Origin of the sequence: Pseudomonas cavernicola, assembly GCF_003596405.1 — a bacterium.
GTDB classification, from domain to species: Bacteria; Pseudomonadota; Gammaproteobacteria; order Pseudomonadales; family Pseudomonadaceae; genus Aquipseudomonas; species Aquipseudomonas cavernicola.
On sequence record NZ_QYUR01000002.1, the window covers coordinates 2366825 to 2381478 of the forward strand.

General features: G+C 58.6%; 12 protein-coding genes. 1 reads left to right on the forward strand and 11 read right to left on the reverse strand.

The annotated features are described in order from the left end of the window. The 8 genes from purF to D3879_RS11345 all read right to left on the reverse strand — a co-directional run bounded on the left by purF (position 1) and on the right by D3879_RS11345 (position 7599). Positions 1-1506: an amidophosphoribosyltransferase gene (gene purF, locus D3879_RS11310; protein WP_119954337.1), complete on the reverse strand. Its 1506-nt coding sequence runs from the start codon at positions 1504-1506 to the stop codon at positions 1-3. A 47-nt stretch (positions 1507-1553) separates the two neighbouring features. Then, the gene (locus D3879_RS11315) at positions 1554-2108 is read right to left on the reverse strand and encodes a CvpA family protein (RefSeq protein WP_119954338.1); all 555 of its coding nucleotides are present in this window, start codon (positions 2106-2108) and stop codon (positions 1554-1556) included. Positions 2109-2324: 216 nt separating this feature from the next. Continuing rightward, positions 2325-2954 carry an SPOR domain-containing protein gene (locus D3879_RS11320; RefSeq protein WP_119954339.1) on the reverse strand — a complete coding sequence of 210 codons (630 nt, stop codon included), beginning with the start codon at positions 2952-2954 and terminating at the stop codon, positions 2325-2327. Continuing rightward, positions 2938-4245, reverse strand: a complete 1308-nt coding sequence (gene folC / locus D3879_RS11325) for a bifunctional tetrahydrofolate synthase/dihydrofolate synthase (RefSeq protein ID WP_119954340.1) — start codon at positions 4243-4245, stop codon at positions 2938-2940. Before folC ends, D3879_RS11320 begins: the two co-directional genes overlap by 17 nt. Continuing rightward, a complete protein-coding gene (gene accD, locus D3879_RS11330; RefSeq protein WP_119954341.1) occupies positions 4242-5114 on the reverse strand; it encodes an acetyl-CoA carboxylase, carboxyltransferase subunit beta in 873 nt (290 codons plus the stop codon). Before accD ends, folC begins: the two co-directional genes overlap by 4 nt. Positions 5115-5603: 489 nt before the next feature. Next, the gene (locus D3879_RS11335) at positions 5604-6224 is read right to left on the reverse strand and encodes a phosphoribosylanthranilate isomerase (RefSeq protein ID WP_119954342.1); all 621 of its coding nucleotides are present in this window, start codon (positions 6222-6224) and stop codon (positions 5604-5606) included. A gap of 47 nt (positions 6225-6271) precedes the next feature. Beyond that, positions 6272-7102 carry a tRNA pseudouridine(38-40) synthase TruA gene (gene truA / locus D3879_RS11340; RefSeq protein WP_119954343.1) on the reverse strand — a complete coding sequence of 277 codons (831 nt, stop codon included), beginning with the start codon at positions 7100-7102 and terminating at the stop codon, positions 6272-6274. Positions 7103-7416: 314 nt separating this feature from the next. Further along, positions 7417-7599 (reverse strand): hypothetical protein, encoded by a 183-nt coding sequence (locus D3879_RS11345; RefSeq protein ID WP_119954344.1) that lies wholly within the window; start codon positions 7597-7599, stop codon positions 7417-7419. A gap of 431 nt (positions 7600-8030) precedes the next feature. On the opposite strand from D3879_RS11345, the gene D3879_RS11350 reads away from it, so the two are divergent. Continuing rightward, the gene (locus D3879_RS11350; protein ID WP_119954345.1) at positions 8031-8882 is read left to right on the forward strand and encodes an SPFH domain-containing protein; all 852 of its coding nucleotides are present in this window, start codon (positions 8031-8033) and stop codon (positions 8880-8882) included. Positions 8883-9338: 456 nt separating this feature from the next. Here D3879_RS11350 and D3879_RS11355 read toward each other — a convergent pair whose 3' ends face one another. The 3 genes from D3879_RS11355 to asd all read right to left on the reverse strand — a co-directional run bounded on the left by D3879_RS11355 (position 9339) and on the right by asd (position 14585). Then, the gene (locus D3879_RS11355) at positions 9339-12200 is read right to left on the reverse strand and encodes a FimV/HubP family polar landmark protein (protein WP_119954346.1); all 2862 of its coding nucleotides are present in this window, start codon (positions 12198-12200) and stop codon (positions 9339-9341) included. 165 nt (positions 12201-12365) lie between these two features. Continuing rightward, positions 12366-13376, reverse strand: coding sequence for an aspartate-semialdehyde dehydrogenase (locus tag D3879_RS11360; protein WP_119954347.1), 1011 nt, complete (start codon positions 13374-13376; stop codon positions 12366-12368). A gap of 96 nt (positions 13377-13472) precedes the next feature. After that, positions 13473-14585 carry an aspartate-semialdehyde dehydrogenase gene (gene asd / locus D3879_RS11365; protein WP_119954348.1) on the reverse strand — a complete coding sequence of 371 codons (1113 nt, stop codon included), beginning with the start codon at positions 14583-14585 and terminating at the stop codon, positions 13473-13475. Positions 14586-14654 lie beyond the last annotated feature (69 nt).

The window sequence follows — 14654 nt, forward strand, 5'->3', positions numbered from 1 at the left end:
TCAATTGTTATACAGGTCGATGATACCGCTGACCGCATGAGCCTTGACCTTGGACGAGTCGTTACGTGCCTGTTCGATCTTGTTCAGATAGGCCTCGTTAACGTCGCCGGTGACATATTTGCCGTCAAAAACCGAGCAGTCGAAGTGCTCGATTTTGACCTTGCCGCCACCCACTGCGTCGATCAGGTCACTAAGATCCTGATAAATCAGCCAGTCAGCGCCTATCAGTTCTGCCACTTCTTCGGTCGTACGGCTGTGCGCGATCAGTTCATGCGCGCTCGGCATGTCGATGCCATACACGTTCGGGTAACGCACTGCCGGCGCGGCCGAACAGAAGTAGACGTTTTTCGCCCCGGCTTCGCGAGCCATCTGAATGATCTGTTTGCAGGTGGTGCCACGGACGATGGAGTCATCGACCAGCATGACGTTCTTACCACGGAACTCCAGCTCGATGGCGTTGAGCTTCTGGCGTACGGACTTCTTGCGCGCCGCTTGCCCTGGCATGATGAAGGTCCGGCCGATATAACGGTTCTTCACGAAGCCTTCGCGGAACTTCACGCCCAGGTGGTTCGCCAACTCCAGCGCAGCCGTGCGGCTGGTGTCCGGAATCGGGATGACCACGTCGATATCGTGCTGCGGACGCTCGCGGAGGATCTTCTCCGCCAGCTTCTCGCCCATGCGCAGGCGCGCCTTGTACACCGAGACACCGTCCATAATCGAGTCCGGACGCGCCAGGTAGACGTGTTCGAAGATGCACGGCGAGTAATGGGGGTTAGTCGCGCACTGACGGGTAAACAGCTTGCCGTCCTCGGTGATGTACACCGCTTCGCCCGGCGCCAGATCGCGGATCAGGGTGAAGCCGAGGACATCCAGCGAGACGCTTTCCGAGGCGATCATGTACTCCACGCCTTCGTCGGTGTGACGCTGACCGAAGACGATCGGGCGGATCCCGTTCGGATCGCGGAAACCGACAATGCCGTAACCGGTAATCATCGCCACCACCGCATAACCACCGCGGCAACGCTTGTGCACATCGCTCACCGCGGCGAACACATCATCTTCGGTTGGCTGCAGCTTGCCGCGTACGGCCAGCTCGTGGGCAAACACGTTGAGCAGCACTTCCGAGTCGGAGTTGGTATTGACGTGGCGCAGGTCGGATTCGTAAATCTCCTTGGCCAGTTGCTCGACGTTGGTCAGATTACCGTTGTGCGCCAGCGTGATGCCGTACGGCGAGTTGACGTAGAACGGCTGCGCCTCGGCAGAACTGGAGCTGCCGGCAGTCGGGTAACGCACATGGCCGATGCCCATGTGGCCGACCAGGCGCTGCATATGGCGCTGCTGGAACACATCGCGCACCAGACCGTTGTCTTTGCGCAAAAATAACCGGCCGTCATGGCTAGTCACGATACCGGCAGCGTCCTGGCCGCGGTGCTGGAGGACGGTTAGCGCGTCATACAGCGCCTGATTGACGTTCGACTTACCGACGATACCGACGATGCCACACATGCGACGCAACCCCTACTCAGTGAATCAGGCTAATTCTGAAAGCTCTATTACGGCAGTTTAGGCTGCAAGAGAGCTTCTTTAAACGGCAGCTCAGCAGGTGCGCTGATACCGCTGGCAAGCCACTGACTGGTAAGCCCCAAAATGAGGTTTTTCGACCAGTCGGCGACCATCAAGAAATGCGGTACCAGGCTCGACTGCTGCCACCAAGAATCCTGTTGTACCGGCGCTAGGCTTAGTAAGCCGACCAACACTACCACCAGCAAAGCTCCGCGCGCAGCGCCGAAGGCCATACCGAGGACACGATCGGTGCCCGAAAGGCCAGTGACACGAACCAACTCGCCAATGAGGAAATTGAGCAAGGCGCCGACCAACAAGGTGGCGACAAAAAGAATGGCGCAGCCAGCAATGACGCGGGCCGAGGGTGTTTCGATAAATTCGACGAGGTGCTGTGAGAGCGCGCCACCGAACATCCAGGCGACGACCCCAGCAATGATCCAGGTTACCAGCGACAAAGCCTCTTTGACGAAGCCACGCTTTAAGCTGATTAAGCTGGAGACGGCGATGACGGCGATAATCGCCCAATCGACCCAGGTGAATGGCACGGTGCAGCCTACGAACGGAAAAGGCGCTGCATTTTAGCAGAGCCCTTCCCATGGGGTAAGCCGGGGATTCAACCGACTCGGATTTATTCAGAGCCTCTGCGCTAAAAACATCCGATACCGGCACGACAAAGCGTCTGATTTAGCACCTTCAGAACTGAGCTAGCGCAACAGGCGCGGCCATCAGAGGCACCTTCTACTCTGCTCGAGAAGCTTTTCTTAGCTGTTCTCTGGTTGGAAGCGAACGATGAACCCCTTGAGCTTTTGTTGGCGAGTCAACTGATCACGCAAACGATCAGCCTCCGCGCGCTCGATCAGCGGACCGACAAATACCCGGTTCATCCCGTCAACACTACGGATATAGGCGTTGTAACCTTGGCTACGCAGGGTTTTCTGCAGACTCTCCGCGCTGGCACGGTTAGACAGACTGGCCAACTGGATCGACCAGCTAACCGGCAGACTGTTCGCATCTAGACGACTCGGCGTCGGAGCAGGAGCAGGAGCAGGAGCAGAAGTCGGCGCCACTGGTGCGCTGGCTTTAACCGGCGGCTGGCTCGGCGCTACAGCGGCCGGCGCTGCTGGCAGCGCTGACGGCGTCTGCTGTGGTGCGGTTGCGACGGGCTCAACCGGCACAGGCTCCTCCGGCAACAACTGCGGCTCCGGCACCGCAACCGGCTCGACCACCACCTGCGGCATAGCCGGTGCTTGCGGCATAGCCGGCGCCTCGACCACCACGCGGCGCAACTCGTCCTCGCGGGACAACAGCATCGGCAGAAAGATCACCGCCAACGCGACCAGCACTAAGGCGCCGACTATCCGTTGCTTGAGTCCTTTATCCAGCAAAGCCATCCCCTACTTCCCCCTTGGCATGGCGGGCCAGCCAGTCCAGGGCCTCGGCCACGCAATAAAAAGATCCAAACAGTAGAATTTCATCATCCACCGAAGCCCGAGCCCACTGCCCCTCCAGAGCTGCCGCCACATCGGCGTAAGCCTTGACCGTCGCGCCCTGATTGAGCAAGGCCGCTTCCAGTTCGGCGGCAGGGCGCGTGCGCGAAGTCGGCAGCGGCGCTACCGCCCAATCCTGCACCTCGTTCAGCAGCGGAGCCAAAACCCCCAGCAGATCCTTATCAGCCAACAAACCAAAGACGGCCAGACGCTTACCAGCTACTGGTCGGCTCGCTAAGCGCTGCGCAAGATATTCAGCGGCATGGGGATTATGCCCAACATCCAGCATCAGCGTGAGTGACTTACCCTGCCAATTCAGCGTTCGTCGATCTAAACGGCCGGTTACCCGAGTACGCAGCAGCGCAGCGGCAATCCGCTCAACCTGCCAAGGCAGATCAAGCAAGGCATAAGCTTGCAGCGCCAAGGCGGCGTTTTCCATGGGTAGATCGAGTAACGGCAGGTCATGCAACTCAAGCACTGCCCCCGCCAGAGTCAGACCACGCCAATGCCAAGCCTGTTCAGCAATGGCCAAGTCGTAATCACGCCCTCGCAAGAAAAACGGGCAATCCAACGCTGCCACTTGCGCCAACAACGGCCGCGGCGGATCAAGATCGCCACACAGAGCAGGCACCCCGGCGCGGAAAATACCAGCCTTCTCAACAGCCACCGACTCTCGGCTATCGCCCAGCCAATCGGCATGATCCAGGCCAATACTGGTAACCAGAGCAAGATCGGCGTCTATCAGATTGACCGCATCGAGCCGACCACCCAGGCCAACCTCCAGCACCACCGCATCCAGACCGCTGCGCTCGAACAGCCAGAAGGCTGCTAAGGTGCCCATTTCGAAATAGGTCAGGGATATCTCGCCGCGCGCGGCCTCAACGGCAGCAAAGGCTTCGCATAGCTCCGCATCCGTGGCATCAACGCCCGCAACCTGCACACGCTCGTTGTAACGAAGGAGATGTGGCGAGCTGTAGACGCCGACTTTTAGCCCCTGCTCTTGCAGCAGAGAGGCCAAAAAAGCGCAGGTGGAGCCTTTCCCATTGGTCCCGGTAACCGTAATGACCTTTGCCGCCGGCTTACCCAGGCCAAGCCGGCGCGCCACTTCGCGCGAGCGCTCCAGCCCCATATCAATTGCCGAGGGGTGCAACTGCTCCAGATAAGCGAGCCAGTCGGCCAGGGTACGTTCAGTCATGCTGTTACAGGTGACGGCAAACGCATCAGTTGCGCCAACAACCTAGCCAGGCGTGGGCGTAGCTCCTCGCGGTGAATGATCATGTCGATCGCACCATGCTCCAGCAGGAACTCGCTGCGCTGGAAGCCTTCCGGCAGCTTCTCACGCACGGTCTGCTCGATTACTCGCGGGCCGGCGAAACCGATCAGTGCGCGCGGTTCAGCGACAATCACGTCACCGAGCATGGCCAGACTGGCCGAAACGCCGCCGTAGACCGGATCGGTCAGCACGGAGATGAACGGTACGCCCTCCTCACGCAGACGCGCCAATACCGCCGAAGTCTTGGCCATCTGCATCAGCGAAATCAGCGCTTCCTGCATCCGCGCACCGCCGGAAGCCGCAAAGCAGACCAACGGGCAACGCTGTTCCAGCGCCACGTTGGCGGCGCGAACAAAGCGCTCGCCGACAATGGCACCCATCGAGCCGCCCATAAAGGAGAACTCAAAGGCGCAGGCCACCACAGGCATTTTTTCGAGGGTGCCACGCATGGCGATCAACGCATCCTTCTCGCCCGTCTGCTTCTGCGCGGCAGTCAGGCGATCCTTGTACTTCTTGCTGTCGCGGAACTTCAAACGGTCAACCGGTTCCAGTTCGGCACCGATTTCTTCGCGCCCGTCCGTATCAAGGAAGATATCCAGCCGGGCACGCGCATCGATCCGCATGTGGTGGTTGCATTTGGGGCAGACATCCAGGGTCTTTTCCAACTCGGGGCGATACAGCACCGCCTCACAAGATGGGCATTTATGCCAGAGCCCCTCGGGTACCGAGCTTTTCTTTACCTCGGAACGCATGATCGAGGGGATCAGCTTGTCTACCAGCCAGTTACTCATGCACTTATTCTCCAAAGCTGTTGGCCCGGACGCGCTAACGAGCGATTGCCGCGCGCATGTCCTTGAGCAAATTCACGATTGCAGTCTTAGTCAGGGCCGACTCTGCGCATTCAGCAAGTCGTTTGAGCGGCGCAAAGCCCACCACCCTACCATCGACTATCCGGGCGACAAGTCCAGTAGAACCGCCTAACCCTCTGCCGCTGGCCTGACTCTCAGCATGGCCGAACTCGCCATACACTTTTGTTCATCGTCATACAGTTAACCGCGCGATACCTTGCGAAGCTCAGCGCAGCCCTAAGACCCACCTGCAACTCCAGCAGCGGCAAGCTAATGGACGGCCAAGAATCTTCGCCCGTCACATGGAGAATCAAGCTTCAGCCAACCAGCAGCACCCTCCGCAAACGACTACGAGTAAAACTCACAAGTAACTACCCGACTGCAGCGTCCACTCGCGCCTGCCTTAAAGCCACCCCTGCAAGGCCATCGAAGTCAGGCACAACCGACCTCACGGATAAAGGCACGAATCTTTTCCGCATCCTTGATGCCCTTGCTCGCCTCTACGCCACCGCTGACATCTACCGCATAAGGACGCACTTGCTGGATCGCTGCGCGGACATTCTCCGCACAGAGCCCGCCGGCCAGGATAATCGGCTTGGACAGAGCATGCGGCACCAGCGACCAATCAAAGGACTCGCCGGTACCGCCCGGCACGCCAGCTACGTAAGTGTCCAGCAGGATACCGGAAGCTTGGGAGTATTGAGCCGCTTGCGCAGCAATATCGTCACCAGGTTTGACCCGTAGCGCCTTGATATAGGGGCGATGGTAGCCAGCGCAGTCGGCCGGTGTTTCGTCGCCATGAAACTGCAACAGATCCAGCGGCACAGCATCGAGAATCTCGTTCAGATCGCAGCGGCTGGCATTCACAAAGAGCCCAACCGTGGTCACGAACGGTGGCAAGGCCGCGATAATCGCTCGTGCTTGCTGAACACTGACCGCCCGTGGGCTCTTGGCGTAAAACACCAGCCCAATGGCATCCGCGCCGGCTTCAGCGGCGACGAGCGCATCCTCGATTCGAGTAATGCCACAAATTTTGCTGCGAACGGCTGACAAGATGCGACACCCTGATGGAAATGCTATGAATGGTAGCAAATGCCTTTTTAGGCGTCAGCCGCGAGTTCCGGCAAGCCCGAAAGGAAATGTGGCCCGATGTAACGCTCTGGCAAGACAAATTCTACTGGGTACTCGACCTGCACCAGATAGAGCCCGAAAGGATGCGCGGTAACGCCACCGGAACGACGTACACGAGCCTCCAGCACTTCCTTCGCCCACTCGACCGGCCGCTCGCCAGCACCAATTGTCATCAGCACCCCGGCGATATTACGCACCATATGATGAAGAAAAGCGTTGGCCCGGACATCCAGCACGATCATCTTGCCGTGCTGGGTAACGCGCAGGTGGTGCATTTTCTTGATCGGCGATTTCGCCTGGCACTGCCCAGCACGAAACGCACTGAAGTCGTGGGTGCCCACCAACGCCTGCGCCGCCTCACGCATGCGCTGGACATCCAACGGACGGTGATTCCAGGTGATCTCCTCGGCCAGATGCGCCGGGCGAATCTGGTCGTTGTAGATCACGTAGCGATACCGCCGAGCGACAGCCTTGAAGCGCGCATGAAAGTGCGCCGGCATCACTTTCGCCCAAGTCACGCTGATGTCCGGCGGTAGATTGATATTGGCACCCATCACCCAGGCTTTGAGCGAACGCTCGGCCTGCGTATCAAAGTGAACAACCTGACCACAGGCATGCACACCGGCATCCGTGCGGCCTGCACACATCAACGAGACTGGGGAGTCCGCCACCCGGGACAGCGCCGTTTCAAGCACTTCCTGAACGGTCGGCACACCAGAGGCCTGGCGCTGCCAGCCACGATAACGCGAGCCTTTATATTCGACGCCAAGGGCAATTCTGGTAAAGCCAGCGGCAGCCATTTCGTCTGCCGCAGTTGCTATATTTTTCAAAGACTACGCCGATATCGTTTCCACAACAGCGCTCATTATACGGGCGCGCAGCCTTAGTGCCACGCGGGGTGCATTTTTAGTTGCGGAAACGATCCTGACGACATATCGGCCACACCCCAATGATGCAGCAGTATGGGGTGTGATTCTCTGCAGACACCGCCGCAGCTAGCCCCAGCCGCCACCATTTCCAAAAAACAGCAGATAGCGCCTCTGGAGGCCCGATGACACAGGATAGGCAGAGATCGCTTTAGAAAGACAAAGCTCACACCTACTCAGCTGCAACCTCACGTTTCAGCGGCGCACTGGTCGGCCTGTCCATGCCGAAAGCCAGGCGATACAGCGATACAGCCCAGTAAATAGTGCAGCGTTTTGCCCTGCCCCACCCAGAGTACGGTCATTGCTTCCAGCACGATCAAGGGGAGCATGTCGAAAATGGCGCGCACGTTTTCGCCACTGGCATCACTCACATCAACAGCAGAAATTCGATCTATAGGGTTTCTCCAAGCATGAAAAAGCCAGCTCAGAGCGAACTTTTTTGATAGTCAGGCGGTGACGGCTACAGAAGCAAACTCAGGATCAGCAGCATTCGGGGCCGTGGCGAAAGATTGCATCGAGGTCGAGTTTCAGTACCAAAACATCATTTTTCGAATCGACTATCATGGCTGCCCTAGGCCATTGGCGAGCTCAGCGGAAAATGCCGAAGACGATCCAGTAGCCGGGCGGCGAGAACATCAGCATCGGCTAGACGCCGGCCAGCAGCGTAACCAAGCAACGGAATGAGGCGACACTATGAAAACACTGCTGCTGTTGATCGGCGCGGCCGTCCTGGCTGCGCTTGTAGTTCGTGGCATCTATACCGCTCACAACGATGTGAAAAAGGAAGAAAAGGATGACTCAAATGCTTAACGTGAAATTCATTGGCGGCACCATCGCCGGCCTGGTCCTGATTGGCGTGTTCTTTGGCGCCTGGTACACCGTGGATGAGACTGAGCGAGGGGTACTGCTTCGCAATGGTGCTCTTGTTGGAGTGGTTGAACCGGGGCTGTCATTCAAAACCCCTTTCATTGAAACGGTGAAATTTATTTCCGTGCAGAGCCAGGCAACGTCATACCAAGGGCTCCAGGCATACAGCAAGGATCAGCAGACCGCCACGCTGAACGTCTCCGTTTCGTGGCATGTGGTGCCCGGCGAAGTCGCCAAGGTTTATACCCAGTATCGGGACCTGGATGGCCTCGTTGCCAGGCTGATCAGCCGGCAGGTTCCGACGCAGGTTGAAAATGTCTTCGGGCAATACAACGCAGTCACCGCCGTGCAGCAGCGCGGAAAATTTGTGGCGGATGTAACCAAGGCGATCAAGGATTCCATCACCGGCCCTGTCGTTATTGATGGCGTGCAGGTTGAAAATATCGACTTCAGTGACGACTACGAACGCTCTATCGCGCTACGCATGAAGGCAGAGGTTGAGGTGAAAACGCGGGAGCAAATGCTGGCTACCGAACAGGTTCAGGCACAAATCCGCGTTACCCAGGCGCAGGCCGAAGCCGACTCGAAAGTGGCTCAGGCAAAAGCTGATGCCGAGGCGACCCGCCTGCGCGGCGAGGCTGAGGCAGATGCGATCAAGGCACGAGCCCAAGCGCTGGCAAGTAATCAGAATCTCGTGGAACTGACCAAGGCCGAGCGCTGGAATGGTGTATTGCCGACTACGGTCCTGCCGAACAACGCGGTGCCTTTCATTGACGCCGGCAAGTAGTGCCGCCACCGGGCAACGCGGAGTCTGATCACCTGCAACTCACCACCAGCACCACGACTTGCCGCCGTTAGCGGCTACTCCTTCCCAGTTTCCTTCATCCTGAACATTCCCCAGCATCCCGCCGGAGCTAGAGCCGTGCGTACGCCCGTGCATGCCTAGTAACAAGCAGGCGACCAACCAACAGACCAACACAGTGAATGCGACTCAGATTTACAGTGCCGATTGGCAGCTGAAACTCGATGGCCGGGTAGTTGCTGGGCCAGTTATCCTTCAGAGACCAAGGCCAAACTCGACCACTTCGGCAAGGTGGCCAACTCGGTGACCTAGCCATGGGTTGCGAAAATGATCTGTTTAGCCACGGGAGTGACGCGGCGCAAAGCCCCGTAAATACTGAGAGCCAGAAACGCCAACGGCAGCCATTTCGGCTGCCGTTGGCGGTAATGCTTCAGTCATGGATCAGACGAGACGAGCGATCAATTCTCGCGCTTCCTGCTGCTGCCCATTACTACCTTCTGTAATCACTTCGTCGAGAATATCGCGCGCACCTTCAGTGTCACCCATATCGATGTAGGCCCGCGCCAAATCCAGCTTAGTTGCCGTCTCGTCAGTACCAGAGAGGAAGTCAAAATCGTCATCGGCATCCAGATTTGCCGATTGCGGCGCGCTGGCCGCCGGAGCGAGGAACTCAACAAACCCGGCAGGCTGATCCAAGCTTTCACTCAACTGATCGAGTTCGGCAGTCACTTCATCAAGCTGCGCAGCAAAGCTATCCGCAGCAGGTGCAGCCGGAGCCTCTTCAGCCAGGGACAGATCGAAATCGGCCGGCAGTTCCAGGTCCGCACCCAAACTTTCTTCCGACAGATCCAGACTCAGATCGGCAAACTCATTCGTGGTCGAAGCGGCGCTCAGGTCGTCATCCAGACTCAGCAGGAAATCATTTTCCTCTGAAATAGTGGATTTGCTGTCCTCAGCCAGATCCAGGCTGAAATCGGCCAAATCATCACTCAGCGCCAAGCTGTCGGCAGCGGTTTCGCTATCCAAACTCAGATCAAAGTCCAAGCCATCTGCTGCAGATACGGCCGATGGGCTTGGGGAAGTCAGATCCAAATCGCTATCCAGGCTCAGCTCAGCAAAATCGCTCAACGAATCATTGCGGTTAGAGGCAGGCAGATCACGATCGAGCTCAGCCTCAAGTTCGTCCAAGCTCAAATCGAAAGTATCGTCCTGATCGACAGCATGGGCGGCGGGCTCATCCAGCGTCAGATCGTCGAGGCTAAAGCTACCCAGATCATCGGCAGCTGCCGCACCAGCCAAACCGACGGCTGCAAAAGCAGCCATGCCCGGATACCTGGACTTCAGCTGTTCGGCTTCAGCGGTGGCACCACCGATTTCGCGCAATTCACTTTCCTGACGTGCAAAACCTTCGCGATCGCCCAGCTCAGCCTGTACTTCCATCAGTTTCAGGCGCAGATCGCTGCGCTGCGGCTCATCGTTGATGGCGTCCTGCAGCAACTCGGCAGCTTGAGTAAAGCGACCATAGGCGATGTAAATATCGGCTTCACCAAGCACATCGCCGGTTTGTGCGGTAACACGATCATCTTGGGCCGGCGCCACCGCTTCGACGATAGCCTCATCACTATCCAGCCCAGCAAAACTGCTGCCAGGCAACTCCTGATCGGTATCAAAGGGGCTTTCTTCATCCGTAGCAGCCTGGCTGTTCTGCAGTTCAGCCTCTTTCAGGGCATTGCGGCGCGACAGCACCATCAGGCCAACCAGAAGCGCCAGCAACGCACCACCACCCGCCAACCCCAACAACATGGGGTTAGCCATCAGCGTATCGACAAAGCTGGTTGACGGTTTCTCTTCTGCCACTGGAGCAGGTGTCGGCGCGCTCTCAACGGCTTGAGCCGGCGCTTCGGCAGCAGGAGCAACTGGTTGAACGGCAGTAGCCTCGGCTGGCGGTTGAGCAACGGCCTCAGGCGCGGCTTCAGGTTTAGCGGCTGGCTCCTCGCTGGAGTTGTAGTCTGGAGCCGCCGCTGGCGGCGTTGTCGGCGCAGGTGCAGCCGACTCTACTACAGGAGCCGGCTGCACCGGCGCTGCAACGACTGGGGTGGCCGGCGCAGAAACAGCAGCCTCAGTACTGGGTTGCTCGGCTTGAGTAGCCAGATCGGCCTGCAGCTTGGCGAGTTGACTGTCTTTCAGCTGAATCAGACGTTGCAGCTTATCCAATTGGCTCTGCAAATCGCCCATACGACTTTTCAACTCGTCATTCTCACGACGGGTAGAGTCGAGGCTTTCCTTGGTTACAGCCAGCTTGTCATTCAGCGCCTTGCTATCACCGCTCGCGCCTTTATCGCTGCCGGCAGTGGCTTTACCCGCTTCGGCAGAAACCAGTTTCAGACTGTCTTTGCTTTCGGCTTGAGCAGGAGCGGCGCCCGCGGCGCTACGTTTGGTTGCATCCAACTGACGCGCACCGGCAACGGCCGAGCTACGACCTTCGCGCCAAGCAGCGTTTTGCTCAGCGACCTGGGCAATCGCCTCACTCTGCACGCGACTTTTGATCTGTTGTTCATCGGGCAGACGGAGCACCTGGCCACTTTTCAGGCGGTTGATGTTGCCATCGACGAAGGCATTCGGATTAAGGTCCTGAATAGCCAACATGGCTTGGTGCACCGAACCACCGGCACGCTCGCGCTGGGCGATGTCCCACAACGTGTCACTGGCGGTGGTCTTGTATTGGTCACCTTCCAACTTGCCGGCCGTAGCAGGAGCAGGCGCTGCAACTGGGGCCGCAGGACGGCTAACCGGTGCAGTGGCGACCGGTGCCGCAGGCCGCGGAGCAGGAGCAGCCAGCGGACGTGGCGCCGGAGCGGCAACCGGAAGCTTAGGTGCCGCGGCTGCCGCGGTTTGCGGGGAGTACAGCGGCGGGTCAAGCAGCAGGGTGTACTCACGCAGCACACGACCACTTGGCCACAGAACTTCAACCAGGAAATTCAGGTAGGGCTCACGCACTGGCTTGCTCGAGGTCACACGAATGACGCTCTTGCCATTTGGCTTGAGAACCGGAGTGAACTTGAGGTCAGTGAGGAAATACTGGCGATCAACGCCAGCTTTGTTGAACTCTTCAGGAGAAGCCAGATTCGGAATCAGCTCGTTAGAGGTCAGATCTCGCACCTCCACCAATTCGATTTCGGCTACCAACGGCTGATTCAGTGCAGACTTCAGGGTGACTTCCCCAAGCCCCAGCGCCTGTGCCACACCGGAGGTCAGCGCCGAAGCAGCCGCGATTGCCAGCACCAGTTTGCGAACCCGAGCCATAGCGTTATCCCTTGTTTTATCTTTTTTTCTCGACGGGCGAGAGGGTCTTATAGTTGCTGCCTGTTCCGCCTTGCAGCGGTTCCCCACCAGCAAACAGCTCAGCCCCGAGCATCACCAAGATAGGCCAAGCTAGAATGATCCTTCAAATTTCCAGGTAAGTATCTTTTACAGATAGTGTTTTATCAACAACTCACCTATTTGCACAGCGTTCAGAGCCGCGCCTTTGCGCACATTATCAGACGCAATCCACAAATTGAGTTCAGTCGGATCATCCAACCCGTTACGTACTCGCCCGACGTACACAACATCCTGGCCAACCGCATCACCCACCGCCGTCGGATAGTCACCCGGCTCTACCCGCTCGATACCCGGCGCGCTGTCCAGAGCCGCACAAACGGCCTTCAAATCAACTTTGGTCGCCGACTGTAGCGACAAGCTCAGGCTGTCGCCAAAAAATACCGGGGCCTGCACACAGGTCGCGGCCACCTTTAACGCTGGATCGGCGAGGATCTGCTTCAGCTCATCAGCCAGGCGCTTTTCCAGAAGCGTATGCCCAGCGTCATCTGCTGGCCCAACCTGACCCAGTAGATTGAAAGCGATCTGCCGATCAAAAAACCGCGGTTCGAGCGGCCGCACATTAAGTAGTTCGGCAGTTTGCCGCGCCAGCTCTACCACACCTTCACGTCCCTGGCTGGAGACCGCCAGGCAGGCCGTGACACTCAGGCGTTGCAGCGTCAGCAGACCGTGCAACGGCGCCAGCACCACGGCCAAAGCAGTTACCGAGGCGCTCGGGCTACTCAACTGATAAGGCGCTGACAGCGACTTGAGCAGTTCAGCATTGGCCTCGGGCACCACTCGCGGAGCCTGCTCCGCAGGCAAAGCACCGGACAAGTCGATCAGCGCGCAACCAGCCGCATGGGCGCGCGGCGCATAGGCAAGGGTCACCTGCTCACCAGCGGCAAAGAAAACCAGGCGCACTTTGCTGAAGTCGAACTCATCGACCTCCCGCACCCGCACGTTTTTGCCGCGAAACGGCACGGACTGGCCTGCCGACTCAATACTGGCCAGCAAATGCAGGGTGCCTACAGGGAAGTCGCGCTCTTCGAGGATCTGGACGAGGGTTTCGCCGACGGTGCCGGTGGCGCCAATCACGGCGATATCGAAGGGCTGGCTCATGGAACTACCTCAGGCGAAACGGGGGAGCGGCACTTTAACCGCCACCCCGCGCCCAGGCAATCAAGCGCCGACGAGCCAGTCGGCGCCTTGTCTGAATTAACGCTCGAGCAGAATACGCAGCATGCGCCGCAACGGTTCGGCAGCCCCCCACAGCAGTTGGTCACCGACAGTGAAGGCGCCCAGATACTGCGACCCCATGTTGAGCTTGCGCAGACGACCGACCGGAACGCTCAAGGTGCCCGTCACCGCAGTCGGAGTCAGCTCCTTGATGCTGACTTCGCGCTGGTTCGGCACTAGCTTCACCCACGGGTTGTGCTGGCTGATCAACCCTTCGATATCACTCAGCGGCACATCTTTGTTCAGTTTCAGGGTCAACGCCTGGCTGTGGCAACGCATGGCGCCGATGCGCACGCAGATGCCGTCGACCGGGATCGGGCTCTTGAAGCGACCGAGGATCTTGTTGGTCTCGGCCTGGCCTTTCCACTCTTCGCGGCTCTGGCCGTTCGGCAATTCCTTGTCGATCCAGGGAATCAAGCTGCCAGCCAGCGGCACGCCGAAGCTCTCGGTCGGAAAAGCTTCGCTGCGCATGGCTTCTGCCACTTTGCGGTCGATGTCGAGGATCGCGCTCGCCGGGTTGGCCAAGTCATCCGCCACCGCCGCGTGGGTCGCGCCCATCTGCTTGATCAGTTCACGCATGTTCTGCGCGCCGGCACCCGAGGCCGCCTGATAGGTCATGGCGTTCATCCACTCGACCAGACCGGCCTCGAACAGGCCGCCCAAGGCCATCAGCATCAAGCTGACGGTGCAGTTGCCGCCGATGTAGTTCTTGGTGCCCGCGTCCAGCGACTGGTCGATCACCTTGCGGTTAACCGGGTCGAGCACGATCACCGAGTTGTCGTCCATCCGCAACGACGAGGCCGCGTCGATCCAGTAACCCTGCCAGCCCGCTTCGCGCAGCTTAGGGAACACTTCACTGGTGTAGTCGCCGCCCTGGCAGGTAAGAATCACGTCGAGGCTTTTCAGCTCGTCGATGCTGTAAGCGTCCTTCAGCGGAGCAATGTCCTTGCCCACGGCCGGGCCTTGGCCGCCAACATTGGAAGTGGTGAAGAACACCGGCTCGATCAGATCGAAATCCCGCTCTTCCAGCATCCGCTGCATGAGTACGGAACCGACCATCCCGCGCCAACCGATCAGACCTACACGTTTCATCGCAACTGCACCTTCATAAAAAGTGGGCCGCTGCCTCGGCAGCGGACCCGAGAGATTACCTGACTTGCA

What these genes read in the sequence shown, in the direction of transcription:
- D3879_RS11350 (WP_119954345.1), top strand. Translation starts at nt 8,031, where the DNA reads ATGCTTAACGTGAAATTCATTGGCGGCACCATCGCCGGCCTGGTCCTG.
- folC (WP_119954340.1), bottom strand. Translation starts at nt 4,245, where the DNA reads ATGACTGAACGTACCCTGGCCGACTGGCTCGCTTATCTGGAGCAGTTG.
- asd (WP_119954348.1), bottom strand. Translation starts at nt 14,585, where the DNA reads ATGAAACGTGTAGGTCTGATCGGTTGGCGCGGGATGGTCGGTTCCGTA.
- truA (WP_119954343.1), bottom strand. Translation starts at nt 7,102, where the DNA reads ATGGCTGCCGCTGGCTTTACCAGAATTGCCCTTGGCGTCGAATATAAA.
- purF (WP_119954337.1), bottom strand. Translation starts at nt 1,506, where the DNA reads ATGTGTGGCATCGTCGGTATCGTCGGTAAGTCGAACGTCAATCAGGCG.
- accD (WP_119954341.1), bottom strand. Translation starts at nt 5,114, where the DNA reads ATGAGTAACTGGCTGGTAGACAAGCTGATCCCCTCGATCATGCGTTCC.
- D3879_RS11320 (WP_119954339.1), bottom strand. Translation starts at nt 2,954, where the DNA reads ATGGCTTTGCTGGATAAAGGACTCAAGCAACGGATAGTCGGCGCCTTA.
- D3879_RS11360 (WP_119954347.1), bottom strand. Translation starts at nt 13,376, where the DNA reads ATGAGCCAGCCCTTCGATATCGCCGTGATTGGCGCCACCGGCACCGTC.
- D3879_RS11355 (WP_119954346.1), bottom strand. Translation starts at nt 12,200, where the DNA reads ATGGCTCGGGTTCGCAAACTGGTGCTGGCAATCGCGGCTGCTTCGGCG.